This is a genomic window from Halpernia frigidisoli (assembly GCF_900113805.1).
GTDB lineage: Bacteria > Bacteroidota > Bacteroidia > Flavobacteriales > Weeksellaceae > Halpernia > Halpernia frigidisoli.
Genome location: NZ_FOQT01000001.1, coordinates 904,660 through 930,175 on the forward strand (window position 1 = coordinate 904,660; position 25,516 = coordinate 930,175).

Here is a 25,516-nt window from a genome sequence, read left to right on the forward strand (position 1 = left end):
ATAATTTCGAAGGATTTTTGCGATCCGGACGGGACTCGAACCCGCGACCTCCGCCGTGACAGGGCGGCATTCTAACCAGCTGAACTACCGGATCAATTTTTTTAAAAGAAATTGTAACTTTTTGCGATCCGGACGGGACTCGAACCCGCGACCTCCGCCGTGACAGGGCGGCATTCTAACCAGCTGAACTACCGGATCTCATGCAAATAATTTTTACTTTATTTTGATGACTGCAAAAGTACACTTTTCTGATAAATCTGCAAACAAAAAAATAAAAAAATGCTTTCCCGTAAAGAAAAGCACTCATTATCAAGGTAATTATTTTTATAAGTAAGCAGACAATTTCTCCGCTATCACTTCTTTCGGGGAAACACCAACTAATTTATCTACAACTTCCCCATTTTTAAATATTAAAACTGTAGGAATATTTCTGATGCCATAATCCATAGAGATTTGCTGATTATTATCTACATCAACTTTTCCTACGATTGCTCTACCTTCAAAATCATTAGCGATTTCTTCCACTATTGGACCCAACATTCTACAAGGACCACACCACGCTGCCCAAAAATCAACCAAAACTGGTTTATCTGAGTTTAATACTGTTTCCTGAAAAGACTGGTCTGTTATTTCGATTGCCATTTTATAATATTTTTAATTATTGTTATACAAATTTACTTAATTTTTTATAGAAAGAAGGCTTCGTTATCTATACTGACTATTAGCATTTTCTATCTCATGGGTTTTTGTGATTGATATCAAAATTTCTACAAAACGGTCTATTTCCGCCTTCGTAGTATTGTGTGAGAAAGAAATTCTTAAAGGTGTCCCGTTTTCCATATCATGTTCCTCCAAAACCATCATCATTACCATCGAAGGTCTTGCTGCACCTGATGAACAGGCACTTCCCTGTGAAAGTGCAATACCTTCCATATCTAATTTCAGGCCGATCATTGCATCTTTATAAGGTAAAAGTGTACTTAAAACGGTATAAAGACTTTCGCTTTCCTGATCACTTCTTCCGTTAAATTTAATACCTGGAATATTTTCTTTTAATTGAGAAATAGTATAATTTTTTATCTCCTGAATTTGATTTTTGTAAGTCTCAAGATTTTCGATGGAAATTTCCAGAGCTTTTCCTAAACCTACGATTCCTACGACATTTTCTGTTCCTGCACGCAAAGAACGTTCCTGCGGTCCGCCGGTGATAATTCCTTTTAGGCCCGAAGCTTTTCGTACAAATGCAAAACCGCTTCCTTTTGGACCATGAAATTTATGAGCGCTACACGAGGCAAAATCAATATTTATTTTCGAGAAATCCAAATCTAAATGCCCAATAGTCTGAACTGTATCAGAATGAAAAAGCGCATCGTATTTTTTACAAATATCTGCCGTTTTTTCGATATCCAAAAGATTTCCGATTTCATTATTAACGTGCATTAAACTCACCAAAGTTTTCTTTTCTAATTTTTTTAAAGCCTCTTCCAAATCATTTAAATCAATATCTCCTTTTTTATTTGGTCTTAAATAAACCACTTCCACGCCGAAAAGTTTTTTTAGTTCCTGAACACTTTCTGCGACGCATTTGTGTTCTAAGGGTGAAGTGATAATTCTCTGAACACCCAAATGATGAACGGCCGATTTCAGGATCATATTATTTGATTCTGTCCCGCAAGAGGTAAAAATGATTTCTGAAGGAGAAACTTTTAAATATGTTGCAGCTTCGCGCCGAACTTTTTCAATCAAAGTTTTGGCTTCCTGCCCAATGCTGTGCGTAGAAGATGGATTGCCGTAGCTTATTTTCATCACATCAACCATTGCATCAATGACTTCCGGTGAAAGCGCTGTGGTAGCGGCATTGTCTAAATATATTTTATCCATTTACTGGGAATTATTTAAAAATTATTTAAGTTTTAAAAATGAGAAAAATCGTTCAAAAAATAAAAGCACTAAGTTAAGAAGATTACTGCAGGACCTGTGATGATTAATGAAAAAATTTGTAATGTCCTTCGTTGGCGTATTTTAAAAGTGCATCATCACCGGAAGTGTCACCGAATGCAATGCTTTTGTCAAATTTTTTATCACCCAAAACCTCTTTTATTCGTCTAACTTTTTCTTCACCGTTACAATTCGCACCTTTAAATTTACCGGTAAAAATTCCATCTTTAAATTTTGCTTCGGTAGAAATTAAGATCATATTAAATTTATCCGCAAAAGGCTTTACCCAAAGATCCAAAGATGCCGTTACCAGATAACTTTCGGTTTGCTGCCGATCCATATTATGAATAAATTCCAAAGCATTCTCACGGATGAGATCCGGGTAATTTTCCTTAAAAAAACTTTGTGCTTTTTCTTTTAAAAATACTTCGCTTTTGCCTTTTAGAACAGAAGCAATAAAATGTCTTTTTACCTTTTCAGCCTTCGCCAGTTTAAACTTCAATAGCATAAAAACAGGAATGTGAAGTAAAAATTTAGCAGCAAATCTATTTTGATCGCAGTGCCGCAAAAACATAAACATAGTGTCTTTAGTCGTTAAAGTGCCATCAAAATCAAAAAAATATACCTTTCGCATCTGCATTTTTATAATTTTAATTTTTTAAAAATAAATTCAGGAATATTTCTGATAATTGTCATAATAATGAACCAGATCGGTAAAACGTAAGCCACATCTTTTTTACTTTTGTAAGCTTTGTAAATACAATCTGCGGCTTGCTTGGGCGATGCTGTCAATTTCGGATTTAATGGTAAACCTTCGGTCATTTTTGTTGACATAAAACCAGGTTTCACCGTTAAAACATGCACTTTTTTTGTAAATAAATAATTTCTTAAACCACTTAAATATGCTGTTATTGCTGCTTTTGCGCTACCATAAATAAAATTACTTTGCCGTCCTCTTTCGCCCGCTACTGATGATAAGACAATTAAAGTTCCGGTTCTTTTTGCTTCCATTTTTTGGGAAAAATAATTCAGTACAGGAACTAATTTCGCGTAATTAATATTGATGATTTTTTCTGTATTTTTATTATTGTAAAGACCAGTTTCAGAATCTTCACCCAGAAAACCTGTTGCGCAAAACAATAAATTCGACGAAATATAATCCAGTTTTCCGTAATCAATATCCTTTTCAATATTTAAATTGACGATTTCGGCGTGCTGAAGGTATTTTACATCTAAATGTTTTACAAACTTTTGAGTAATTTCCGGATTAGAAGTGAGCAAATAAATCACCGGAAATCTTTCGCCTTCACCAATTACTTTTTCTACAAAAGCCTGCGCAATTTCAGAATTTGAGCCTAAAACGATCATAGTTTAAAATTAATTGTGTTTAAGAATTCTTTTTTGCTGCAATGAATTAAACTTAGGATTATTTACATTTTTTAAATAATCAGTTAATGAAGACCGACTCATGCTGTCTTTGGCTAAATAAATTCTGCCGCCGTAAGTCTCCACAATATCGTCCAGTTTTGATACTAATTTTGATAAATTTTTATTGACTTTAAAATCAAGCGCCAAAGTGTAACCTTCCATCGGGAACGAATTGTAGGCTTCTGAATTACTTTTTCCAAATAGTTTTAAAACCGCCAGAAACGAACCATTTCCACTTTTTGAAATAGTTTCCAGAATTTTTTTCATTCCTTCTTTTCCATTTTCTTTTGGAATTACCATTTGATACTGGATAAAACCAGATTTTCCATAGATTTTATTCCAGTCTTTAATAGCATCTAAAGGATAAAAAAAAGTTTCATAATCGATGATATTTTTTAAAAATTTTGAACGTTGTTTAGCATAGAAAAAATAATTAAAAATCTTAACGCTTAAATTATTTAAAACAAAATCCGGAAAGAAAAACGGGACGACGGGCGAAAATTTCTTTTTAACCTCAAAAGGTTTTTCTCTGGCTTTTTGTGGAAGCTCGCTTAATAGAGCATGTTCGCCACGCATCATGATCGATCTGCCGCTGTTTTTTCCTTTTTGAAGACAATCTATCCAGGCAACAGTGTATGTCCAATTTTTACTTTCTTCAAATAATGTAAAAATTTCATCAAGATTTTCAGCTTTTATGCTTTCCTGACGAATGTAGGAAGTTTCAATTTTTTTTAATTGAAATTTAGCACTTAAAATTATTCCTGTAAGTCCCATTCCACCGACAGTTGCCCAAAATAATTCCGCATTTTCGGACCGTGAACATTTTAATATTTCACTTCTTTCATTCATTAAAATAAATTCTATCACAAATTCGCAAAACGAACCTTCGAAATGGTGGTTTTTTCCATGGATATTTGCGGCTATAGCGCCACCAATTGTGATTAATTTAGTTCCAGGCGTTACATATAAAAAATATGATTGCGGCACAGAAATCTCTAAAATTTCCGACAGTAAAACACCTGATTCACATTCTAAAATACCGTTAATTCTGTCAAAAGATATAAATTTATTTAATCTTTTAGTGGAGAAAATATGTTCAGCCAAAGAAGAATCTCCATAGCACCGACCGTTTCCACGTGCAATGATATCATTTTTTCCAGTGAGATAATCTTGTATATCGGAATAAGATTCGGCAGATCTCACTTCTTTCTCAAATACAGGAAAATTACCCCAATTACTCACTTTTTGAATAAAATTCTGCTGCATTATTTGTAATAAATTTGAAGTAAAAATGAAATTAACCAAAGCACAAGAGTGATTTGGATATAACGGTCTTTATATACAATTTTTGTTGGCGATTCCGTTTTATTATAAACTAAAGTCTGTTGTAAATATCTCAGAAAAGCAAAAACTACAAAAATAACTGTATAAAAAACGCGCGGATGAAAACGTTGCTGAACTTCCGGCGAAAGGGTAAACATTAAATAGCAGACAATTGCCAAAGTAACGGAAATTGACAACGCAATGTCGGCGAACTGTACGTTGTAACCATCTAAAGCTTTCCTTGATTTCCCGGAGATTTGCGCATTTACAAGTTCACCACGTCTTTTTCCGAGCGCTAAAACTAATGCCAAAACGAAGGTTAGTAAAATAGCCCACTGAGAAATGTAAATTCCTGTAATGTAACCTCCGGCTAACACGCGAAGAACAAAACCTACGGAAATAATACAAACATCTACTATTGCTACGTGCTTTAATTTGAACGTATAAGCGATATTCATCAAAAAATAGAATAAGATTATTACGCAAAACTTCCAGATATTTTGATGAAAATATAAAAATCCAAAATATTTTAAAGTGAAATCAAGAAGAATCAGGGAAGTTAAAAGATAAATTGCGTTTCTTTTCGAAATAACGCCGCTAGCCAAAGGCCGGTTTCTTTTTTCCGGGTGTTTTTTATCCTGCTCAATATCGCTGTAATCATTTATAATATATATTGAACTTGCAGCAATAGAAAATATGATGAAAGCAAAAATGCTTTTTACCAAGAGATCGCTGTTCATTACATTGCCGGAAAAAAATAGTGGCGCGAAAACAAAAAGATTTTTCACCCACTGCTCTATTCTCAGCAACTTTAAATATTTAACCATTGTCTAAAATCAGCTGCAAAATTACTGATTTAAAAATAAAAAAAACTGCCGAAGCAGTTTCTTTATAAATATGTGACACTATTGTTTAGTTGCCATTATTTGCATCATTGATCATTGTTTGATTTGCCGTAATTGCAAATTCAACACGTCTGTTTTGTGCTCTTCCTGCATCAGAATCATTTGTTGCAATTGGATCCAGTTCACCTCTACCAACAGTTACCATTCTTGAACTTGCAAGACCTTTCGCAGACAAATAGTTTTTTACTGCTGCAGCTCTTTGAGCAGAAAGAGTCAAATTATAAGAATCTGTACCCGTGCTGTCTGTATATCCAAAAATATTGATATTAGTATCAGGATTATTTGCAAGTACAGTAGCTAATTTATCTAAGTTGGCTTGAGCAAGTGACGTTAAATTTGAAGAATTGAAATTAAAATTAACAGTATTTTCGCCTAAAGTAATTTTAATACCATCTCCCACTCTTTCCACTTCTGCACCAGGTAAAGTATCCTTGATTTCTTTTGCCTGCTTATCCATTTTATTCCCGATCACATTTCCTGCAACACCACCAATTACGCCGCCTAAAACTGCACCAAGGGCACTATTTCCACCTTTTCCGATGTTATTTCCTAAGATTCCACCAAGAACAGCTCCACCAGCTGCACCGATTGCGGTTCCTCTCTGTTGGTTGTTAGAATTTTTTACAGCTTCACAACTTGATAAAGCTAAAGTTGCTGATAAAAAAATCGCTGCAACGTTTGTTTTGTTAAATATTTTCATAATTTTAATTTTAATTGTTATAGTATTGAAAATGAACTTACTTCATTGACGTTCTCTGGAAATTGTAAGTTACTTTCACATTTTGTCCTTCAAAAGGAATATTTTGCTGTAAACTAAACTGATCAGTAGATTGGTTTAATAAATCTAAAGCATATCCTGAAGTTACATTTTTAGCTTTCGTACCGTCAACTAATTTTTTAAACATAAATTGGTTACCTGATATCACATCAATTTTTATTGGTTGTGAAACTGTCGGGCAAGAACCTCCACCATTGATTGTGTAAGCTCCGGAATAGTTATTTGGAATAAATCTCCAGTTACTTCCTACGAAGCACGATGCATCAGCATTCTCGTCAAAAGGTTTTATTTTAAAAGATTTATCATAATCTATACTGGTAATTTGCCAATCCCCTTTCATTTTCAGAAATTCTGCGCGGTTGGTTTGTGCCATTTTTGCCGTAGAACAAGATGTTAACGCAAATACAGAAACAATCCCTGTGAGTAATAAATTTTTCATTGTTTTATTTTTTGTTATTTACCATTTATTAAAAAACCGTGCCACAAATTTTAACAAAAAAAAATCCGGCAAATGCCGGACTTTAAATTAAAATCAAATGTTTACTTTTTAACTTTCTTTTTTGCTTTTACTTTTTTTACGCTGGTTTTGACCGAAGATTTTTTGTAAAAGTTATCATACGCATAAACTGCAGCTTTATAGGTGTCAATCACACCACCGGAAACAGATACTTTATCAAACGTTTCTTCCGGCGCATCTTTAATTTCTGCATTAACTGTGGATTTATTTACAGTTTTTTCAAAAGATTCAATTAGTTGTGCGGGCGTTAAATTTGGCATATAAGCTAATAGAATAGCAGCAGAACCAGCTACAACGGGTGATGCCATTGATGTCCCGGCCAAATACTGGTATTTACTACCTGCAACTGAAGAATAAATTTCTTTTCCCGGTGCAAAAACATCAACCATCTTTCCGTTGTAATTGGAAAAATCTGCACGCAAATGAGCATTGTCATTTGTGCTCGCACCAACAGTGATGACGTTATTTAGAAATGCTTTTTCATCGGTCTGTTTTTTAAAATTTGTTGGATAATTATCTTCTTTTTCAAGATCATCGTTGTCATTACCGGCCGCATGTACAAGCAAAACACCTTTATCCTGTGCATATTTAAAAGCTTCCCAAACTTTTTCTTTACCCGGCGAAACAGATTTTCCAAAACTCATGTTTACGATTTTCGCACCGTTATTAACAGCATAAAAAATACCATTGGCAATATCCTTGTCTCTTTCATCACCATCTGGAACTGCTCTGATTGTCATAATTTTCGCAACCTTACTCCCTACACCATATTGAATCTCGCTATCATTTGGTTGACCTGCTATAATACCTGCAACGTGCGTTCCGTGCAAAGCGTCAGGACCTTCATAATGATTATTACCGTAATATTTTTCATTAATATTTGCATAATCATCACCAACAATAGAACGTGGATCAAAACCTAGATTATATTGTTTTGTCGCTTGTGGCTCGTAATAATCAAGCGCTTCTTTCATCTGAGCCTGCAAATAAGTCTGTACTTCCTGCGAAGATTTTCCTGCCACAGAAGGATCATTTAAAATCTGAGATAAGATCTGAGAATACCGTACATCATCCGGAGTTACAGGTTTTATGGCAGCAATAGATTCAGCAGTTAAATTTTTTCCATTTAAAAGTGCTACAACTGATGGAATAGCTTTCGAAAAATTACTATAAAATTCATATTGTTGTTTTGCGTCAACACTTTTTTTTGTGAAAAGATCTTTTGATCTTAAATACATTGCAAACTCTTCGGGCATTTTAGCCTGATTGGCTTTATTTTTTGCTGTCTCAGAACCTTCAAAGATATTTTTATACTGACGAATAACTCTTGTAATTTCCAGATTATCTACGCCAACTTCTCCATCTTTCCCGCCTATGAAATCCCAACCGTTAACATCATCAATGTAACCGTTTTTATCATCATCTTTCCCATTACCAGGAATTTCATTTGAATTGGTCCAAAGATTATTTTTTAAAGCGGGATGGTCTACCTGAACGCCGCTGTCTAAAACTGCAACAACCACTTTTTTCGGTTTTAAACCTTTTGATTCTAAAAATTTATAAGCGTTTGCAGTATTGACACCATACACTTTGGAAGTTGCAAAATCTTTATGATACCAAGTCATGAGATCTTTGTCCTGCATAGGATCTAAAGTTGAAACTGCAGTTTGTGCAAAACTTAAAAAGCCGCTAAGAAACAGAGCGGATATAAATAACTTTTTCATATTAATTACTCAATGAGTGATTTTTTAAATAAATTAAACTTTCCGGGCCAAGGTTGAAAAAAAGATCGCAGACCGAAAGATTTTCTATAAAACCATATTTTTCTTCAAAAATCTGATAATATTGTGAGAATTTTTGATCAGGATTATTTTTAGCCGAAAATGCTGAGCGCAAATCTAATGCCGAAGGTTCGCTCTCGTATTTGTCTGAAAATTGTAGATTTTGCGCAGTTTTTGATATACTGATCAAAATTTCAAGTGCGTTCAAATTAAAGTCAAAGAGAAATTTTTCTTTTTTTTCGTAGATCTTTGCGCAGCGGTCTTCGTAAAATTCGAAATACGGCGAACTTTGATAGGCGTTTTTTATGGATTTCCAATGTTGTTTTTGCCAGTTTTCATCGTACGAAATTTTCGTGTCTTTATAAAGTCGGCTTCCAGTATGATTAATAGGAATTACCAAAGTAAGCTTGCCGTTTGCCCCATAAATATTGGTTCTGTTGCGGTAAGTCTGTTTCGGAAAATTTTCAAATTTTTCTATAACCGGTTTTGAGTCTTTTTCTAAAAATTTCGAAAACCAGGAAATTGGCGGAAGATAAAAAAGAGGGAAAAGTTGATTTTCCAAAGTGATATTTTATTTAAAACTTTGTCAAAGTTCTATTATTTTTAATTTAAAACTTTGACAAAGCGGATGTTAATTTTTTTTACCTAAAAGTAAATTTTCTAAGAAGTAATAAATGTGTCTAGCCCCGATGGAAGCGGCATCCTTTTTTGGCGCGAGCGAAGCGAGCACCAAAAAAGATATAGCGGACAGCGGGATCAGCTTCTAAAAAAATTAATCTTCTTCTTTCTTTTTGCTGAATAATTTTACAAAATATTCCCAACCGAAAAAGAGGATCAAAATAAAAGCGGCAATCCACCAATAAGATGTTTTATTGGCATCTCCAGTGTTCGTTGCTTTGAACATTCTGTCCCAACGGATCTTGAACGGCGCCTGATAAGCGGATTGCGAATCACCAAAAACGCCCTGCAAACTTAGCCAGGTAAACATTGGTTTTCCCACGATATTTTCCTCCGGTACGAATCCGAAAAAACGCGCATCTAAAGAGGCATCACGGTTATCACCAATCATCATATAATAATTTTGTTTGATGGTATAAGTATTTGATTCTTTTCCGTTAATGAAAATTTTGCCGTTTTTATTTTCAAGTTTATTGTGCTCATATTCGGAAATTATCCAGCGGTATTCCGGTAAACTTTCCTGATTTAATGTTACAACATCGCCTTTCTTCGGAATTCTGACAGGTCCATAAAAATCAGTATTCCAGCCTTTATTTATTGGAAATATTGAATTTACAGTATCGATTTTTTTCTGAAAATCATCTTTATAAGCAATTCCGGAAGTTTCTTTATCCGTTATTTCTTCTTGTACAGAGACAACGCCTTCGAATTTTTTAAAATCAGCAGCGCGAGAGTCTGTCAATTGTACGCGGTATATGTAATCTTTGGCGTCTAAATTATATTTTTGACCGTAAATAGCAAAATACTGGGAATTACTGCTGATCTGGCTAACAGGAATAAATTCCATTGTTTTATATAGCGATGGAAAATCAATCTCACTGGTTGATTGCACAATGTAAGCGTGTTGCTCTTGCTGATCACCCAAAATATCTTCCGGCTTATTATTTACAAATAATTTTCCGGCTTTTATTTCTAAAACATCGCCAGCAACAGCAACACAGCGTTTCACATAAGGATCTTTCCTGTCAATTGCCGTGTGAACAGAATCCTGAGGATAATTGAAAACAACGATATCATTTCTTTCCACTTTTTCCCAGCCTGGTAATCTTAAATAAGGCAATTTAACGGCATCAACATAAGATTTTGGATCATCTTTTGGATTTCCTTTTACGCCTGTATCTGTAATCGTTCCTTGTAAAAATGGCAGTGCCAAAGGACGCATCGGCATTCTGAAACCGTAATTTAATTTATTAACAAAAAGAAAATCACCTACAAGTAGAGTTCTTTCCATTGAGCCTGTTGGAATCCCAAAAGGTTGCGTTACAAAAGTGTGAATAATCGTTGCAAACACTATTGCAAAGGTTATAGAACCAATAAATGTTTCTTTCTTCTGCACATTTTTTTCAGCGTCTGTTAAATAAAGATCATCTTCTTTATAAACTTCTGAGTCTGCAGAATAATTAACAACCGCCATGTAAATAAAAGGCAGTAAAACTGTTAATATCTGTTGAACAGTAGAAGATTTTCCGAAATGTTTCATTAAAAAAATATGAAAAACCGTCATCATAATCGGTCCAACGATAGGTAAATAAGCCAACAGAAACCACCATTTTGTATGATTTGTTTCTTTTAAAATCAGGTAGTAGTTATAAAATGGAATAAAAGCAAAAATTGGATTTAAACCCATTTTCTTAAATAATTTCCATGTAGAAATTCCCATTAAAACGCTGAGAATCGCGATATAGAAACAATATGTTAAAAAATAATTCATAAGAATTTTGTTTGTATTTTTTTCTGTGGTTAATTAGTTTACTGTAAAGTAAAAAAGTTACATTTTTACATTTAATTTAATTCTAAAACATCTTTCATTGTGAAATTTCCCGTTTTGCCCTGAATCCATTCTGCGGCGGTAATTGCGCCTAAAGCAAAACCGTTTCTGTTAAAGGCCGTGTGTTTTATCTCAATTTCGTCAACTTCAGATTTGTAAAAAACACTGTGAGTGCCGGGAACTTCATTCTCACGGATTGCAAAAATCCCCAGATTTTCATCCTGAGTTTCGTCTAGTTTCCAGGCATTAAAATCAGAATTTCTAATAATTCCTTCCGCCAAAGAAATGGCTGTACCACTTGGCGCATCTTTCTTTTGCGTGTGGTGAATTTCTTCCAGCTGACAGGAATAGTCTTTAAACGGCGACATCATTTGAGCTAATTTTTCATTTAAAGCAAAAAATAAATTCACACCCAAACTGAAATTGCTTCCATATAAAAATGCGGTTTTATTTTCCTCAGCGATCTTTTCGATCTCTGGTTTTTGATCAAGCCACCCCGTTGTTCCGCAAATAACAGGAATATTTTGTTCTAAACAGAATTTAATATTGTTAAAAGCTACTTCCGGATTAGAAAATTCAATCACAACATCAGGCGAATTCAAATTTTCCAATGTTGGCGTTTCACTTAATTTTGCTACAATTTCATGATTTTTAGCCAAAGCAAGATGCTCTATTATTTTTCCCATTTTGCCGTATCCGACGAGTGCAATTTTCATTTTTGATCTTATTTTTTTAAATGAAATTAAAATTTAAAATTCAGCGCGAGTCCTGCTTTTGATTGATTAAAACCAAAACCATCATTGATTATTGTTGGTGAGATCGCGAGATCCGGATCGTGCCTTCCTTCATATAAATGCGCGTCAACGACGGCATCGACAATATTTAAGATATATATCAAAGCTGTGATCGCAATCGCATAATCACGCTGCCTTTTTGCCTGATCCTGCGCATTTCCCAACACGTTTTTGTCAATTCCCGGCAGGTTTGAAAACTCGTGCTGTTGACCGTTGAGCTCAGCTATAAAAGCAGTTCTGTATCTTTTGTATTGATTGTCGTTGTAAAAAGTGACACCTAATCCTGTTCCTATCGCACCAAACACTACAGGAATTTTCCAGTATTTTTTGTTATAAAATTGCCCTAAACCCGGAAAAACAGCAGAATATAAACCCGCTTTTGTGGGATTAAATTTTGGACTTAAACCCGGTTTATTTGAAGATTTAATATCTGCAAGTACCTGAACATCTGATTTTGTGGAAGTTGATGCCGCCGGAATCGAATCGTTTGGCTTATAATCTGTCCGGATCGTATCATTTGGATTTACTTGTGAAAAACCAAAGGTGAAAAAAAACAGCAGAATTATTAAAAAAATTTTTTGCATTTAGTGAATATGTGCCAGAATTTGTTCCAATTCCTGTTCGTTATTAAAATCTAAAACGATCTTGCCTTTTTTGCCCGTTGCGGAAGATTTAATTTCCACTTTAACTTCCAGAATATCAGAAATATTTTTCTCAGCTTTTTTAAGATAATTCGGCAGATTTACAATTTTCTTTTCCTTTTTTTGTGGCTTCTTAAGTTTTTGAACCTCCAATTCAGCTTGACGTACGTTTAATTTTTGAGCCGTTATTTTTTTAAATAAAACACTCTGCAAACTTTCATCTTCTAAACTAATAATTGCACGACCGTGACCGGCAGAAATTTCCCCACTTCGGATCGCGTCCTGAACGACAGGATTTAAACGTAAAAGTCTGATAGAATTCGTGATCGTACTCCTTTCCTTTCCTACTCTTTGGCTTAAATTTTCCTGTGTTAAACCAATTTCTTCCAGTAATCTCTGGTAGGTTAAAGCGACTTCAATGGCATCAAGATCTTCACGCTGAATATTTTCAACCAAAGCCATTTCCAGCAATTCCTGATCATTGACCAATCTTATATAAGCAGGAACACTTTTTAAACCGGCTATTTTTGAAGCACGAAAACGTCTTTCACCGGAAATAATTTCAAATTTCCCACCATCTTTTCTTAAAGTGATCGGCTGAATTACACCTAATGATTTAATGGATTGCGCCAGATCATTTAAGGCTTTCTCATCAAAATAAGTTCTTGGCTGTGTCGCATTTGGATAAATATCTTCCAGCGAAATTTCCATGATGTTTCCTACTAATTTATCTGCGCCTTCGTCTGTTGCATTATTTATGGAACTTTTCGATTCGGCACTCAAAATTGCACCCAAACCGCGTCCCATTGCTCTTTTCTTATCTTTCATATATTATCTTAAAAGAAATTTTTGCCTCAATTAATGATTAACTAAATTTTCATTTTTAATTAAAACTTCTTCGGCTAACTGTAAGTATTGAATAGCTCCTTTGCTTTCTGCATCATACATCAAAATACTTTCACCAAAACTTGGCGCTTCACTTAAACGAACATTTCGGCTGATAATTGTATCAAAAACCATTTCAGGAAAATGTGTTTTTACTTCCTCTACAACTTGATTTGACAGTCTTAAACGGCTGTCATACATTGTTAAAAGTAAACCTTCAATATCAAGATCTTTGTTGTGGATTTTTTGAACGTTTTTTACTGTATTTAATAATTTACCCAAACCCTCCAAAGCAAAATATTCACATTGAATAGGAATAATTACAGAATCTGCGGCGGTTAAAGCGTTGATCGTGATTAAACCCAAACTTGGCGCACAGTCAATTATTATGTAATCGTAATTATTTAAAATTGGCTGCAAAGATTCCTTCAATCTGTATTCTCTTTTATCACGGTCAACCAGTTCAATTTCTGCTGCAACCAGATCAATATGCGACGGAATAATATCAAGATTTGGCGAACTTGTCTTTTGGATACAGTTCGCGATATCTTCCGAATTTTCAAGCAAATTATAAGTACTGAAATTTACTTCTTCAATACCTAAACCAGAGGTGGCGTTTGCCTGCGGATCTGCATCGATAAGCAAAATTCTCTTTTCTAAAACACCAAGCGCAGCTGCTAAATTAACTGCTGTTGTTGTTTTTCCCACGCCTCCTTTTTGGTTTGCAATCCCGATAATTTTCGCCATTCTGTATAATTAATTCTCAAAAATACGATTTTTTTAAATTTGAAATTGCGCGTAAAATCCTAAAAATAGTTAAAGTGCTAAATATTAATTTATTAACTAAAAAAAAATTATCCACAAAAAATATTCTTTGTGGATAAAATTTTAATTTAAAAATAAGTTTTAGTCAAATTTCATAGAAACCGGGAAACTGAAATAACTTCTTACAGATTCACCGCCTAATTTTGCTGGTGTCCATTTTCCTTTGATTGTTTTTAAAGTTTTGATGGCTTCCTGATTAAAATCTTTGTTTCCGCCATTCGCTTTTATATCTGAAATACTTCCGTCTTTTTCTACAATGAAAGTAAGGGTTGTCCGCATCACATCATCAACACCGTCAAAGCCTGTTCCGTCAAAATTATTGATCATTCCATTTCTGAAACCATCTAAACCTTTTGAAAACTGCGCTTCAACATCAACATGTTTTTTCGGTGAATTGTCAATTGTTTTTGGTAAAACCGGTCCGGTAACAGTCGGCGCGATTACATTTTCCGGTGGAGAAACACTCATTGTAGGCGGTGTTCCAACTGTATTTACTGTACCAATTGCTGTATCTTGAAAATCCTTCACAGAAGTTGCTGGAGTTTGTTTTACAGGATTTCTTGTTGGGGTTGGAATATCATATTTTGTTGTGGCAACTGCAGGCGCAATCGGCTGAACCTGAGCAACAGGCGGATGATAAATAGGTTCATCAATCTCAATAATCTGATGAATTCCTTCTGGAATCTTTGTTTTAATATCAGCTGTTTTAAAACCGTTTAAAATAAAAGGCGTTACTGCAATTGCTGCAAAGAAGATTATGCCGGCAAACATGGCTTTGGTCAACGTTCTGTCAGCTTCGTGGCGTAAGACATAAGCGCCGTAATTTTGATTTCGGTGCTCAAAAAGAACTTCATCCAATTGAAATTCCGGGTTTTGAAGAAAGTTTTTCATCTGTATAAAAATTAAAGGGTTATAAAAAATTATAGAGATTATCAGTTTTTAATTAAATATGTAAATACTTAAAATTAATTACAAGTTTTAAGCCACTTTTATAAGAAAATAATAAATTTTTAATAATATTTATGAGTTGCATAACAAATTGTATATATTTATTAACAACTTTACAATTATAGTTAGGAAGAAAAATCAATTATATGTTCGGTTTTATTTATTTAAATTTGAAAAAAATAATATTAATGGACAAAATAGATGCTCTAAATCAGGTTGCAGAATTTCACAAAACATTTAATGCACCGGTTTTGGATAAACCACAGATTCCCTCAAAAGAACGATGTGAGTTGCGGATTTCGTTACTTCAGGAAGAATTAAATGAACTTCAAGAAGCTATTGCGCAAAATGATTTAGTGGAAATCGCCGATGCTTTATGTGATCTTCAATATGTACTTTCTGGCGCAGTTTTGGAATTCGGGATGGGAGAAAAATTTGTTGAATTATTTAATGAAGTTCAAAGATCAAATATGTCAAAAGCTTGCGATAATGAAAAGGACGCAAATGACACAATAGAACATTACAGACAAAAAGGCGAAGAAGCCTATTCAGAAAAGTCTGGCGATAAAATAAATGTTCATAGAAAATCAGATCATAAAGTTTTAAAAAATAAATACTATTCTGCTGCTGATTTAAAATCTATATTAGAAAATTAAATAAAATCGGTAACAGTAAATAAGATAAATATGAAAAATATAAACAAAGCATTAATATTAGGAAGTCTCCTTTTTTTAATCCTGCACTCATGCGAATCTAAAAAAGTGATAGTCAACCGTGAAGTTGATTCTAAAAATGACGGCAAAATGCTGTTGGGAACACAGACATTAAATCAATTCCAAAAAGAGCCTTACGACACTTGGTATAAAGAAGAGCACGACGGTTATGCCTTTGATAATGACGCAATAGCCGAATTAAAAAAAGCCAAAATAAGTTCTTATAATATCACCGTGTTTTTAGGAACCTGGTGTCCAGACAGTCACAGGGAATTTCCAAGATTTATTAAGATTCTGGAAAATCTAAATTATCCGACGCAAAAGCTGACGATAATCGCCGTAAATAGAAAAAAAGAAGCACCAAATGGTGAAGAAGGAAAATTTAATATTCAAAAGGTACCTACTTTTATTATTTCAAAATACGGCAAAGAAATTGGCCGAATTGTAGAATCTCCAAAATCCGGCTGGCTGGAAAGAGATCTTTTGGAAATTCTAAAAAAAGATGACACTTCTATAAAAGGTCTTTTTAAATAATGGTTAAAAAAAGAAATTATTTATTCGCTTTCATTATTGGATCGATGGCAATGTTGCTCTTCTTTTTGGTTTGGCAAAAACTGACATCGAAAGCTGAAGATAAGGTGCAAAATGATTATTACATTATTACAAACCAGATCCGGAAGATGAACAAAATGGTGGTAATGGAGCAGGACTTTTCAAGTATGCAAAAAACAAAAATTTCTTCTCAGTTAGCGGGCGGATTTTTACCTGCAAGTGAAAAAGAGATTATCACTTTTACCAAAACGAACGCACAGGTTTCTTATGATTTAAACAAAATGAAACTTGAAGTTGACAGCATTGGTAAAAAATTGATCATTCAGGAACTTCCGAATGCAGATATTAAAATTATTCCAAGTGTAGAAATCCAGTCTTTTGATGATTCATTCTTTAACAGGTTTGATGAAAATGACATTAAAAAAATTACAAATTCGGCAAAGCAAAATGCAGTAAAAACGGTAAATCAAAACAGACTTCGAAGCGAAGGACGCGTGCAGTTAATCAAAAATTTAAATCAGATATTTGTTTTGGCCAAAGCTTTAAATTATAAAATTGAAGATAAAACCGGAACTTTAGATACCACAAAACTTTAAAAAATGGAAGATAAAAAAAACGCAATGGAAGATAAAAAAGAAAATCAGGATTTTCAGAATATTCCACAAAAGACATCAGAAAAAGGTGATCAAGACTTAAAAAAAGAGGACGTGAGAAAAGCTAGCGAGCTAAATGATGAAGGCAAAACTGATAATACTGAGAAAAATAATTAGTTTTTTAAAGTTAAAATTTTACTAAATCTTATTATTTTTAAATCTTTGTCACGATTCTTGTTGATTTTCAAACACCAAATCAAAATTATTAATTTAAATTAAAAACTATGTCTTACACTATTGTTGGAATGTTTCCAAAAAACGAGCAGGCTGAGAGCGCAACAGAAAAATTAACAAACCTAGGTTTTACTACGGAAGATTATCACGTTTCAAAGTTCAACAGAAACGGCACACTTGAAGAAAACGATTATTCTGCGGATGATCATCCTCATTTTCATTTTGAAGAAGAAGAAAAAACATCTGGTTTTTGGAACTGGCTTTTTGGGGACGAAGAAAACACTAAAAAGAAATACAGTTACGCTGCAACAAAGAATAATGTGGTAACAGTTTTCGCTGATACTTTAGAAAACGCCGAAAAAGCAAAAACTATTTTAAATGATGAAGGCGCGATAAATATTCATAATGAAAGTAAGAATTACGTCGCTAATCAAAAAGAATCTTCTGCTTCAAATTATAAAATTGATGAAGATGAACAGGCAAAAATAATCAGTAAAGCAAAAAATAATCTTTATTTCACAGATGAAAGAAGATATGTGATACAAAACCATGATATCGGAATGCGCGACGATATGGATTCACAGGGACATAGCAATGATCCTTTATAGAATTAAAATATAAAAAATCCCGGCAATAGTCGGGATTTTTTTTTGTCTTATTTTTAAAAATATTTAAACGTAAAAAATAATTTTAAAAAACCTAAATTTGCACCTTATAAAAATCTATGGAAAGTATTACAATACACGACAAGACCTTTGTTCCTTATATGAAAGATGAAGAAATTCAATCTATCGTAAAAGAAACTGCTTTAAAGATCTACGAAGATTATAAAGATGAAACGCCCGTATTCATTGGTGTTTTAAATGGTGTTATCATGTTTTTTTCAGATCTATTAAAACATTATCCCGGGAAATGTGAAATTGCTTTTATTCAAATGAGTTCATACGTTGGCACACAGTCTACAGGGATTGTTTACCAAAAAATGGATCTCACGAAAGATGTAAAAGACCGTCACATTATAATTTTGGAAGATATTGTTGATACGGGAAATACGGTTGAAAGTTTGTTTCAATACTTTACAGAAACCCAACGTCCAAAATCAGTAAAAATAGCATCCTTTTTATTAAAACCTGAAGTTTACTCCAAAGATTTCAAAATTGATTATGTTGGAAAGGAAATTCCTAACAAATTTGTTTTGGGTTATGGTTTAGATTACGATGAATTGGGCAGAAATTTAAAAGATTTGTACCAATTGGAAGACGGACAAATCAACCATTAAAAAAAACTTCTTACTTTTTACCTTTTACTTAAAAAAAATGATAAACATTGTCTTATTCGGCCCTCCCGGAAGCGGAAAAGGAACACAGGCAGAAAATTTAATCAGTAAATTTAATCTTAAGCAGATTTCAACAGGTGATCTTTTCAGATTTAACATGAAAAATGACACACCTTTAGGAATTTTGGCAAAATCTTATATCGACAAAGGCGAACTCGTTCCTGATAAGGTGACAACGGATATGCTGATAGACGAATTAAAAAAACCTTGCGATTGCGACGGCTACATTTTCGACGGTTATCCAAGAACTTCTTTTCAAACGGAATGTCTCGATAAAATCGTAAAAGAAGAATTAAAATCTGAAATTTCTATTTGTTTATCGCTTATAGTTGAGGATAGAATATTGGTTGAAAGACTTATCAATAGGGGAAAATCAAGCGGTCGAAAAGATGATTCTGAAGTTTCGATCATCACAAACCGCATCTCAGAATATTATAAAAAAACTGCTGAAGTTGCAGAACTTTACAAAGAGCAGGGAAAATATGTGGAAATAAATGGAGTCGGCGAAATAGCTGAAATCTCCCAAAAACTTTTCGCAGAAGTAGAAAAAATAAAATAGTTGACAGTTGTCGGCTGCTAGTTGTCAGAATTAAATTTTAATTTTCAACAAGCAAAACTGACAACCAACAACTGACAACCAACAACAAAGTTATGTCCAATTTCGTAGATTACGTTAGAATAAATTGTAAATCAGGTCACGGTGGTGGCGGTTCTGCGCATTTGCGCCGTGAAAAATATATCCCAAAAGGTGGGCCTGACGGTGGAAATGGCGGTCGCGGTGGAAATGTGATAATGAAAGGAAACGAAAATGAGTGGACACTTCTACCCTTGCGTTACACAAGACACGTTGCTGCAGGTCGAGGAAAAAACGGACAAAAAAGTCAGTTAACAGGCGCTGATGGCGAAGATATTTATATCACAGTTCCTTTGGGTACTATCGCAAAAAATGCAGACGGTGAAGTAATGGCTGAAATTCTAGAGAATGGTCAGGAAATCATATTATTTAAGGGTGGAAAAGGTGGAATGGGAAACGAGTTTTTTAAAACTTCTACCAATCAAACGCCACGTTACGCCCAGCCAGGCTTGCCCGGCGAAGAAGGAATGGTGACTTTTGAGTTGAAAGTTTTAGCAGATGTTGGTTTAGTTGGTTTTCCAAATGCAGGTAAATCGACTCTTTTAGCGTCAGTTTCTGCAGCAAAACCAAAGATTGCTAATTATGCTTTTACCACTTTAACCCCAAATTTAGGTATTGTAGAATGGAGAAATTACAAGTCGTTTGTAATGGCAGATATTCCGGGGATTATTGAAGGTGCTGCGGAAGGAAAAGGTTTAGGACACCGTTTTTTACGTCACATTGAAAGAAATTCTATTTTATTATTTTTAATCCCGGCAGATTCTGAAGATCATTTTCAGGAATATAAAATTCTGGAAAATGAATTGAAGGAATTTAATCCAGAATTACTAGACAAAGAATTCATACTTTCTATTTCAAAAGCAGATTTGCTGGATGATGAACTTAAAAAAGAAATTTCCGCAGAATTCCCAGAAAACAGACAACCTTTATTTTTCTCAGCCGTTTCTCAGGAAGGTTTGATGGAATTAAAAGATGCGATCTGGAAACAATTGCACGGATAAAATTGCTTTGGAACAATAGTTGAAAGTCTTTCAAAAAAAATTATGAAATATCTTATTGCCTTCACAGCCGCATTTCTACTCTTTTCTTGTGCCCCAAAAAACCAATCAAAATATTCAAAAATTGAATACAGCGCAGGCGCTTGTTACGGTTTTTGTCCGATATTTAAAGTGACAATTAATTCCGACAGAACCGCGATAATTGAAGCGGAAAGCAACACTTTTACAAAAAGCAACACAAAAGGTGGTTCCGGTGATTCCAGAGAAGGGACTTTTAAAACTGTTTTAAAAGAAGCTGATTATAATAATTTGGTAATGTTGATCAATCAACTAAACGTTTCTTCTTTAAAAAATAAGTATGGCAACCAAAATGTGACAGATCTTCCAACTTCGACTTTAGCTATTACTATGATCGGTGGAAATACAAAAACTATCGAAGATTATGGTAAACGCGGAACTCCGGAATTAAGAAAAGTTTATGACGTAATGGAAGCCTTGCCTAAAACACAAAACTGGATAAAAATTTCCAATTAATTTACATTTTAAATAAAAATTATCTAATTTATTTTTTAAATTCATAATTCACTTTTAAAGTGTATCTTTGCAAAATATTTCGCGGCATTCTTAGCCACAGTAATTTTAGATTACTCAATTTGCTTCTGCAAATTTGCTCAAAATGAAGAAGTAAAATACTTCATCCGCACATTAAAATTAAAAAACAAACAATTTGTTATTTACAGACTTAAAAATTATTAAGCCCATCTTAGATGCGCTTGAAAAACAAGGTTATGAAAAACCTACGCCTATTCAGGAAAAAGCAATTCCTTCGATTTTAGAAGGAAAAGACTTCCTTGGTTGCGCACAAACTGGGACAGGAAAAACAGCGGCTTTCGCCATTCCAATTTTACAAAATTTAACGGAAAGAAAAGCACCAAAAAACAATCAAATCAAAGCTTTAATTTTGACGCCGACCAGAGAATTGGCGATCCAGATTGAGGAAAACTTTTATGATTACGGTAAAAACTTACCCGTGAGAACTTTAGTAGTTTTCGGTGGTGTGAAACAGGCAGCACAGGAAAAAGCACTTCGCAAAGGCGTTGATGTTTTGGTTGCGACGCCAGGAAGATTATTAGATTTCATCTCTCAAGGGATTATTTCCTTAAAAAATATTGAAATTTTTGTATTAGATGAAGCCGACAGAATGCTTGACATGGGTTTTGTACACGATGTGAAACGAATTATCAAGATGATTCCGCAGAAAAGACAGACTTTATTTTTCTCTGCAACAATGCCTCAGGAAATTGATTCTTTGGCAAATTCGATTTTGACAAATCCAGTGAGAGTGAATGTTGCGCCGGTTAGTTCTACCGCAGAAACCATTAATCAATCAGTTTATTTTGTTGATAAAAATGACAAATTAGATTTGCTTACGCACATTTTACAGAACGATATTAAAGATTCTGTTTTGGTATTTTCCCGCACGAAACACGGCGCAGATAAAATTGCAAGAAAACTTCAAAGTAATAAGATTTCCGCAGAAGCGATTCACGGAAATAAGTCTCAAAATGCCCGTCAAAATGCATTGAGCAACTTTAAAGACGGAAAAACAAGAATTCTTGTTGCGACAGATATTGCAGCGCGTGGAATTGATATTGATTCCTTAAAATACGTTGTTAATTTTGAACTTTCCGACGTTTCTGAAACCTACGTTCACAGAATTGGTCGTTCCGGAAGAGCCGGCGCAGAAGGAAATTCCATCAGTTTCGTTGACGGTTTAGATTTGATTAATCTAAAAAATACTGAAAAATTGATCGGAATGAAAATTCCGGTTGAAAAAGACCATCCATTTCACACTGATAATTTGGTGGCGGAAAAAAGAGATTCCAACAACAAAGCGTTTACGCCGCGTCAAAGACCTTCTCAACCAAATAGTTCAAGTCACACAAAAAAGCCAAATAATAAAAGCAATTTTACCCGTAACAGATAAAATTTCACTTTTATAAATCTTAAAGTACTTTCTCCGGAAGGTATTTTTTTTGTTTAGAAGCAAGAAGATTATCTCTTTTTAGAAAATCATTCCCGCTGTCCACTATATCTTTTTTCCCGCTGTCGCGGGAAAAAAGGATGCCGTTCCCATCGCGGCTAGGTTGAAGGATATTTTTTTGTTCGACAGGACGTAAATTCTGCTTATTTTAATTTTAAAAAAATTAAATATCACTTCGAAATTACTAGAAAATAAACAAACCATTTTGTCATTCCGTAGGAATCTCAACAGTTTAGATTCCTACGGAATGACAAAAAACTTCCTGAATTTTTGTCTTATATTTTTGAAACAAAACTTTGTTATTATACAAAACCTGCAGCCCGACTTGAGTGGAAATCCTTTTTGCCTAAAAAAAACCTTTGTTCTTGTGAAAACTTTTCGAAGCAAAAAGATTGGGAACGGAAGGCGGAAATGTCTGCCAAAATAAAATATAAATTACGCATTCGACAAAGTCAAATGTCTGTCCAAAAAGTTGCGCTATTTTAAGTTAGAAAATCTTAAATTTGAACATGCGAAACAACAACCGTTCAGAGAAATTCCGGCAAATAGTAGAAAATAAATTTCAAATTTATAACTCACTTTTTATGAGTTTGCCTTATGACAAAATGAGTAATATCGGGATGTTGCTGCCTTTTTTATACGAAGAAAGCAAGGAAGGCTACGAAGCCGGAAAAACGCCGGAAGATATTTTAGAGAATTTTTTCACAAACCACACGCATCTAAAAACAGAAAAAGAAAAACTCGATCTGCTTTTTAAAATAATACAATATATCGAACGGCAAGTTGTGCTTTTTGACAGTATCGAAGACGCTGCTTTTCCACAACTGCATTCAGATTCTGACGCCGGAACTGTGCAAAACATTTTTGACCGCGCGACGCAACAAAATTCTGTGCAGGAAGTTCGTGACAAATTAAATGAATTTGGCGTGAAAGTAGTTTTTACCGCGCATCCAACACAGTTTTATCCTAATTCTGTACAACGAATTTTGCATGATCTTAAAACTCAAATTACGGCAGATTCCATTACAAACATTGATTTATTATTACAACAATTAGGAAAAACGCCTTTTGTAAATAAAGAAAAACCGACGCCTTTAGACGAAGCGATGAGCATTATTTATTATCTGCGCTACATTTATTACGATAGTTTGGGCGAACTTTTCACGGAAATAAAATCTGTTTTTAAAACTGAAAATTTTCACCTGAATGAAGATCTTTTTCAACTTGGATTTTGGCCAGGTGGCGACAGAGATGGAAATCCTTTTGTGACTGCAGAAATCACGAGAAAAGTGGCAGAGGAATTACATCTTTCAATTCTGAAATCATATTACAGCCATTTAAAATATGTTCGGAGAAGATTGAGTTTTAGCGGTGTTTCAGAAATTTTAGAAAAGTTGAGTCAGAAACTTTACGATGCTATTTTTAAAGAAGATTGTGATATTTCTGCGGAAGAAATGATTACCGAAATAAATAAAGCAGAAGAAATTTTATCTGAAAAACATAACGGTTTATTTAAAGAATTACTTGAAAATTTCCGCGATCGAATCAGGATTTTCGGGACGCATTTCGCCGGTTTAGATCTACGTCAAGACAGTAGGGTTTTACAAAAAGCAATCGATTTTCTTATTTCTAAAAGTGAAATCAATGAAAGCGAAAGTTTAACGGAAAATCAAAAATTTAAATATTTAATTGAAAATAAACCGGATTTTAATTTTGCAAACTGGGATGAAGATTTAACAAAAGATACTTTACAATCAATTGCTCAAATCACACAAATTCAGGCGAAAAATGGCGAACGCGGCATGAACCGATATATCATTTCTAATTCTGAAGCCGTAAAAGATGTGATGAATGTTCTGGCATTTTTTAAAGTGTGTCAATATGAAGATGATGAAATCAAAATGGATATTATTCCGCTTTTTGAAACAATGGAAGGTCTGGGAAATGGCGAAAGCGTGATGAAAGAATTGTATGAAAATTCTTTTTACAAAGCGCATTTAGAACGTCGCGGAAATCAGCAAACTATTATGCTTGGATTTTCTGACGGTACAAAAGATGGCGGCTATTTAAAAGCCAACTGGGAAATTTTCACCACAAAAGAAAAATTGACAAAAATCTCAAAAGAATATGGAATTAAAGTTGTTTTCTTCGATGGTCGCGGTGGTCCACCAGCGCGTGGTGGCGGAAAAACACACGACTTTTATGCATCGCAAGGAAAAACGATTGCTAATAATAAGATAGAATTAACGATCCAAGGACAAACTATTACGAGCGTTTTTGGAAATAAAGAACAGGCAAAATTTAATTTTGAACAACTTTTAACCGCCGGAATTGAAAATGATGTTTTTAGTAATTTTAAAAAAGAACTGACTGAAAATGAACGCACATTGTTTGAAGAATTATCAACTTTAAGTTTTGAAAAATACTCTTCATTAAAGGCAAATCCTCTTTTCGTGCCCTATTTACAGGAAATGAGCACTTTAGAATATTATGGAAAAGCAAATATCGGAAGCCGACCAAGCAAACGAGGCGGAAGTTCTGAACTTAAATTTGAAGATCTGCGCGCCATTCCATTTGTGGGAAGCTGGTCGCAATTAAAGCAAAATGTTCCCGGATTTTTTGGTGTTGGAACGGCCTTGAATCAATTTAAAAAAGAAAATAAATTTGAAGAAGTTAGACAGCTTTACAAAGATTCAGATTTCTTTAGAACGCTGATTTTGAACAGTATGATGAGTTTGAGCAAATCATACTTTCCGCTGACTTCTTACATGAAAAAAGATGAAAAATACGGCGATTTCTGGCAAATTTTATTTGATGAATATCAACTTTCAAGAGCTTTGATGCTTGAATTAACAGGATTTAAAGCTTTAATGGAAGAAGAACCTGTTTCTAAAAAATCTGTCGAAATCCGGGAAAAAATTGTGCTGCCTTTGTTGAGTATCCAACAATATGCGCTGATAAAAATTAAGAAAAATCCGGAAAATAAAGAAGCTTTTGAAAAATTGGTGATTCGTTCGCTTTTTGGAAATATTAATGCAAGCCGGAATTCGGCGTAGTTATTAACCAAAAACCACAAAGTCACAAAGATTTATATGTGTTCAGAATGTAGAAGATCATAAAGTTATAAAAAATAATATTTAAAA

General features: G+C 34.0%; 27 protein-coding genes and 2 tRNA genes. 11 read left to right on the forward strand and 18 right to left on the reverse strand.

Annotation, left to right across the window (positions count from 1 at the left end):
- Positions 1-20: 20 nt before the first annotated feature.
- The 18 genes from BM238_RS04220 to BM238_RS04305 all read right to left on the reverse strand — a co-directional run bounded on the left by BM238_RS04220 (position 21) and on the right by BM238_RS04305 (position 15,212).
- Positions 21-94: transfer RNA gene (locus tag BM238_RS04220), tRNA-Asp, on the reverse strand.
- Between the two features lie 30 nt (positions 95-124).
- Positions 125-198, reverse strand: a tRNA-Asp gene (locus BM238_RS04225).
- A 126-nt stretch (positions 199-324) separates the two neighbouring features.
- Positions 325-642: a thioredoxin gene (trxA, locus tag BM238_RS04230; RefSeq protein WP_090078917.1), complete on the reverse strand. Its 318-nt coding sequence runs from the start codon at positions 640-642 to the stop codon at positions 325-327.
- A gap of 63 nt (positions 643-705) precedes the next feature.
- Positions 706-1,881 carry a cysteine desulfurase family protein gene (locus tag BM238_RS04235; RefSeq protein WP_090078918.1) on the reverse strand — a complete coding sequence of 392 codons (1,176 nt, stop codon included), beginning with the start codon at positions 1,879-1,881 and terminating at the stop codon, positions 706-708.
- 103 nt (positions 1,882-1,984) lie between these two features.
- On the reverse strand, positions 1,985-2,572 hold the full coding sequence (locus BM238_RS04240) for an HAD family hydrolase (RefSeq protein WP_090079115.1): 588 nt from the start codon (positions 2,570-2,572) through the stop codon (positions 1,985-1,987).
- Between the two features lie 8 nt (positions 2,573-2,580).
- Positions 2,581-3,306: an SDR family NAD(P)-dependent oxidoreductase gene (locus BM238_RS04245; RefSeq protein WP_090078919.1), complete on the reverse strand. Its 726-nt coding sequence runs from the start codon at positions 3,304-3,306 to the stop codon at positions 2,581-2,583.
- A gap of 9 nt (positions 3,307-3,315) precedes the next feature.
- Positions 3,316-4,632, reverse strand: a complete 1,317-nt coding sequence (locus BM238_RS04250; protein ID WP_090079116.1) for an FAD-binding oxidoreductase — start codon at positions 4,630-4,632, stop codon at positions 3,316-3,318.
- Complete coding sequence (locus tag BM238_RS04255; protein WP_090078920.1) at positions 4,632-5,516, reverse strand: decaprenyl-phosphate phosphoribosyltransferase; 885 nt, start codon at positions 5,514-5,516, stop codon at positions 4,632-4,634. The genes BM238_RS04250 and BM238_RS04255 overlap by 1 nt, the downstream gene beginning before the upstream one ends.
- An 85-nt stretch (positions 5,517-5,601) precedes the next feature.
- Positions 5,602-6,294, reverse strand: coding sequence for a YiaD family glycine zipper/OmpA-like lipoprotein (locus BM238_RS04260; protein ID WP_090078921.1), 693 nt, complete (start codon positions 6,292-6,294; stop codon positions 5,602-5,604).
- A gap of 37 nt (positions 6,295-6,331) precedes the next feature.
- Positions 6,332-6,811, reverse strand: a complete 480-nt coding sequence (locus tag BM238_RS04265; protein WP_090078922.1) for a lipocalin family protein — start codon at positions 6,809-6,811, stop codon at positions 6,332-6,334.
- A 101-nt stretch (positions 6,812-6,912) separates the two neighbouring features.
- On the reverse strand, positions 6,913-8,613 hold the full coding sequence (locus BM238_RS04270) for a S8 family serine peptidase (RefSeq protein ID WP_090078923.1): 1,701 nt from the start codon (positions 8,611-8,613) through the stop codon (positions 6,913-6,915).
- 1 nt (position 8,614) lies between these two features.
- Entirely contained in the window at positions 8,615-9,232 is a 618-nt protein-coding gene (locus BM238_RS04275) for a WbqC family protein (protein WP_090078924.1), read from the reverse strand.
- 210 nt (positions 9,233-9,442) lie between these two features.
- Positions 9,443-11,119, reverse strand: a complete 1,677-nt coding sequence (gene lepB / locus BM238_RS04280) for a signal peptidase I (RefSeq protein ID WP_090078925.1) — start codon at positions 11,117-11,119, stop codon at positions 9,443-9,445.
- Positions 11,120-11,190: 71 nt separating this feature from the next.
- Positions 11,191-11,892, reverse strand: coding sequence for a 4-hydroxy-tetrahydrodipicolinate reductase (dapB, locus tag BM238_RS04285; RefSeq protein WP_090078926.1), 702 nt, complete (start codon positions 11,890-11,892; stop codon positions 11,191-11,193).
- A 26-nt stretch (positions 11,893-11,918) separates the two neighbouring features.
- Positions 11,919-12,554, reverse strand: a complete 636-nt coding sequence (locus tag BM238_RS04290; protein WP_090078927.1) for a DUF5683 domain-containing protein — start codon at positions 12,552-12,554, stop codon at positions 11,919-11,921.
- The gene (locus tag BM238_RS04295) at positions 12,555-13,439 is read right to left on the reverse strand and encodes a ParB/RepB/Spo0J family partition protein (protein WP_090078928.1); all 885 of its coding nucleotides are present in this window, start codon (positions 13,437-13,439) and stop codon (positions 12,555-12,557) included.
- A 30-nt stretch (positions 13,440-13,469) separates the two neighbouring features.
- Positions 13,470-14,243 (reverse strand): ParA family protein, encoded by a 774-nt coding sequence (locus BM238_RS04300; RefSeq protein WP_090078929.1) that lies wholly within the window; start codon positions 14,241-14,243, stop codon positions 13,470-13,472.
- 159 nt (positions 14,244-14,402) lie between these two features.
- The gene (locus tag BM238_RS04305; protein WP_090078930.1) at positions 14,403-15,212 is read right to left on the reverse strand and encodes an energy transducer TonB; all 810 of its coding nucleotides are present in this window, start codon (positions 15,210-15,212) and stop codon (positions 14,403-14,405) included.
- Between the two features lie 245 nt (positions 15,213-15,457).
- Between BM238_RS04305 and BM238_RS04310 the strand changes: the two genes are divergently transcribed.
- The 11 genes from BM238_RS04310 (at position 15,458) to BM238_RS04355 (ending at position 25,429) form a co-directional block, all read left to right on the forward strand.
- Positions 15,458-15,925, forward strand: coding sequence for a pyrophosphohydrolase domain-containing protein (locus BM238_RS04310; RefSeq protein ID WP_090079117.1), 468 nt, complete (start codon positions 15,458-15,460; stop codon positions 15,923-15,925).
- Between the two features lie 30 nt (positions 15,926-15,955).
- A complete protein-coding gene (locus BM238_RS04315; RefSeq protein WP_233741905.1) occupies positions 15,956-16,516 on the forward strand; it encodes a TlpA family protein disulfide reductase in 561 nt (186 codons plus the stop codon).
- Positions 16,516-17,130, forward strand: a complete 615-nt coding sequence (locus BM238_RS04320) for a DUF4230 domain-containing protein (RefSeq protein WP_233741906.1) — start codon at positions 16,516-16,518, stop codon at positions 17,128-17,130. The genes BM238_RS04315 and BM238_RS04320 overlap by 1 nt, the downstream gene beginning before the upstream one ends.
- A gap of 3 nt (positions 17,131-17,133) precedes the next feature.
- Positions 17,134-17,304: a hypothetical protein gene (locus BM238_RS14375; protein WP_177205422.1), complete on the forward strand. Its 171-nt coding sequence runs from the start codon at positions 17,134-17,136 to the stop codon at positions 17,302-17,304.
- A 107-nt stretch (positions 17,305-17,411) separates the two neighbouring features.
- On the forward strand, positions 17,412-17,969 hold the full coding sequence (locus BM238_RS04325) for a hypothetical protein (RefSeq protein WP_090078932.1): 558 nt from the start codon (positions 17,412-17,414) through the stop codon (positions 17,967-17,969).
- Positions 17,970-18,085: 116 nt separating this feature from the next.
- Positions 18,086-18,640 (forward strand): hypoxanthine phosphoribosyltransferase, encoded by a 555-nt coding sequence (hpt, locus tag BM238_RS04330; protein ID WP_090078933.1) that lies wholly within the window; start codon positions 18,086-18,088, stop codon positions 18,638-18,640.
- A gap of 37 nt (positions 18,641-18,677) precedes the next feature.
- Complete coding sequence (locus BM238_RS04335; protein WP_090078934.1) at positions 18,678-19,256, forward strand: adenylate kinase; 579 nt, start codon at positions 18,678-18,680, stop codon at positions 19,254-19,256.
- Positions 19,257-19,348: 92 nt separating this feature from the next.
- Positions 19,349-20,332, forward strand: a complete 984-nt coding sequence (gene obgE, locus BM238_RS04340) for a GTPase ObgE (protein ID WP_090078935.1) — start codon at positions 19,349-19,351, stop codon at positions 20,330-20,332.
- Between the two features lie 42 nt (positions 20,333-20,374).
- The gene (locus BM238_RS04345; RefSeq protein ID WP_090078936.1) at positions 20,375-20,863 is read left to right on the forward strand and encodes a DUF6438 domain-containing protein; all 489 of its coding nucleotides are present in this window, start codon (positions 20,375-20,377) and stop codon (positions 20,861-20,863) included.
- Positions 20,864-21,056: 193 nt separating this feature from the next.
- Complete coding sequence (locus BM238_RS04350) at positions 21,057-22,316, forward strand: DEAD/DEAH box helicase (protein WP_090078937.1); 1,260 nt, start codon at positions 21,057-21,059, stop codon at positions 22,314-22,316.
- Positions 22,317-22,882: 566 nt separating this feature from the next.
- The gene (locus tag BM238_RS04355; RefSeq protein WP_090078938.1) at positions 22,883-25,429 is read left to right on the forward strand and encodes a phosphoenolpyruvate carboxylase; all 2,547 of its coding nucleotides are present in this window, start codon (positions 22,883-22,885) and stop codon (positions 25,427-25,429) included.
- The last annotated feature ends 87 nt before the right edge of the window (positions 25,430-25,516 follow it).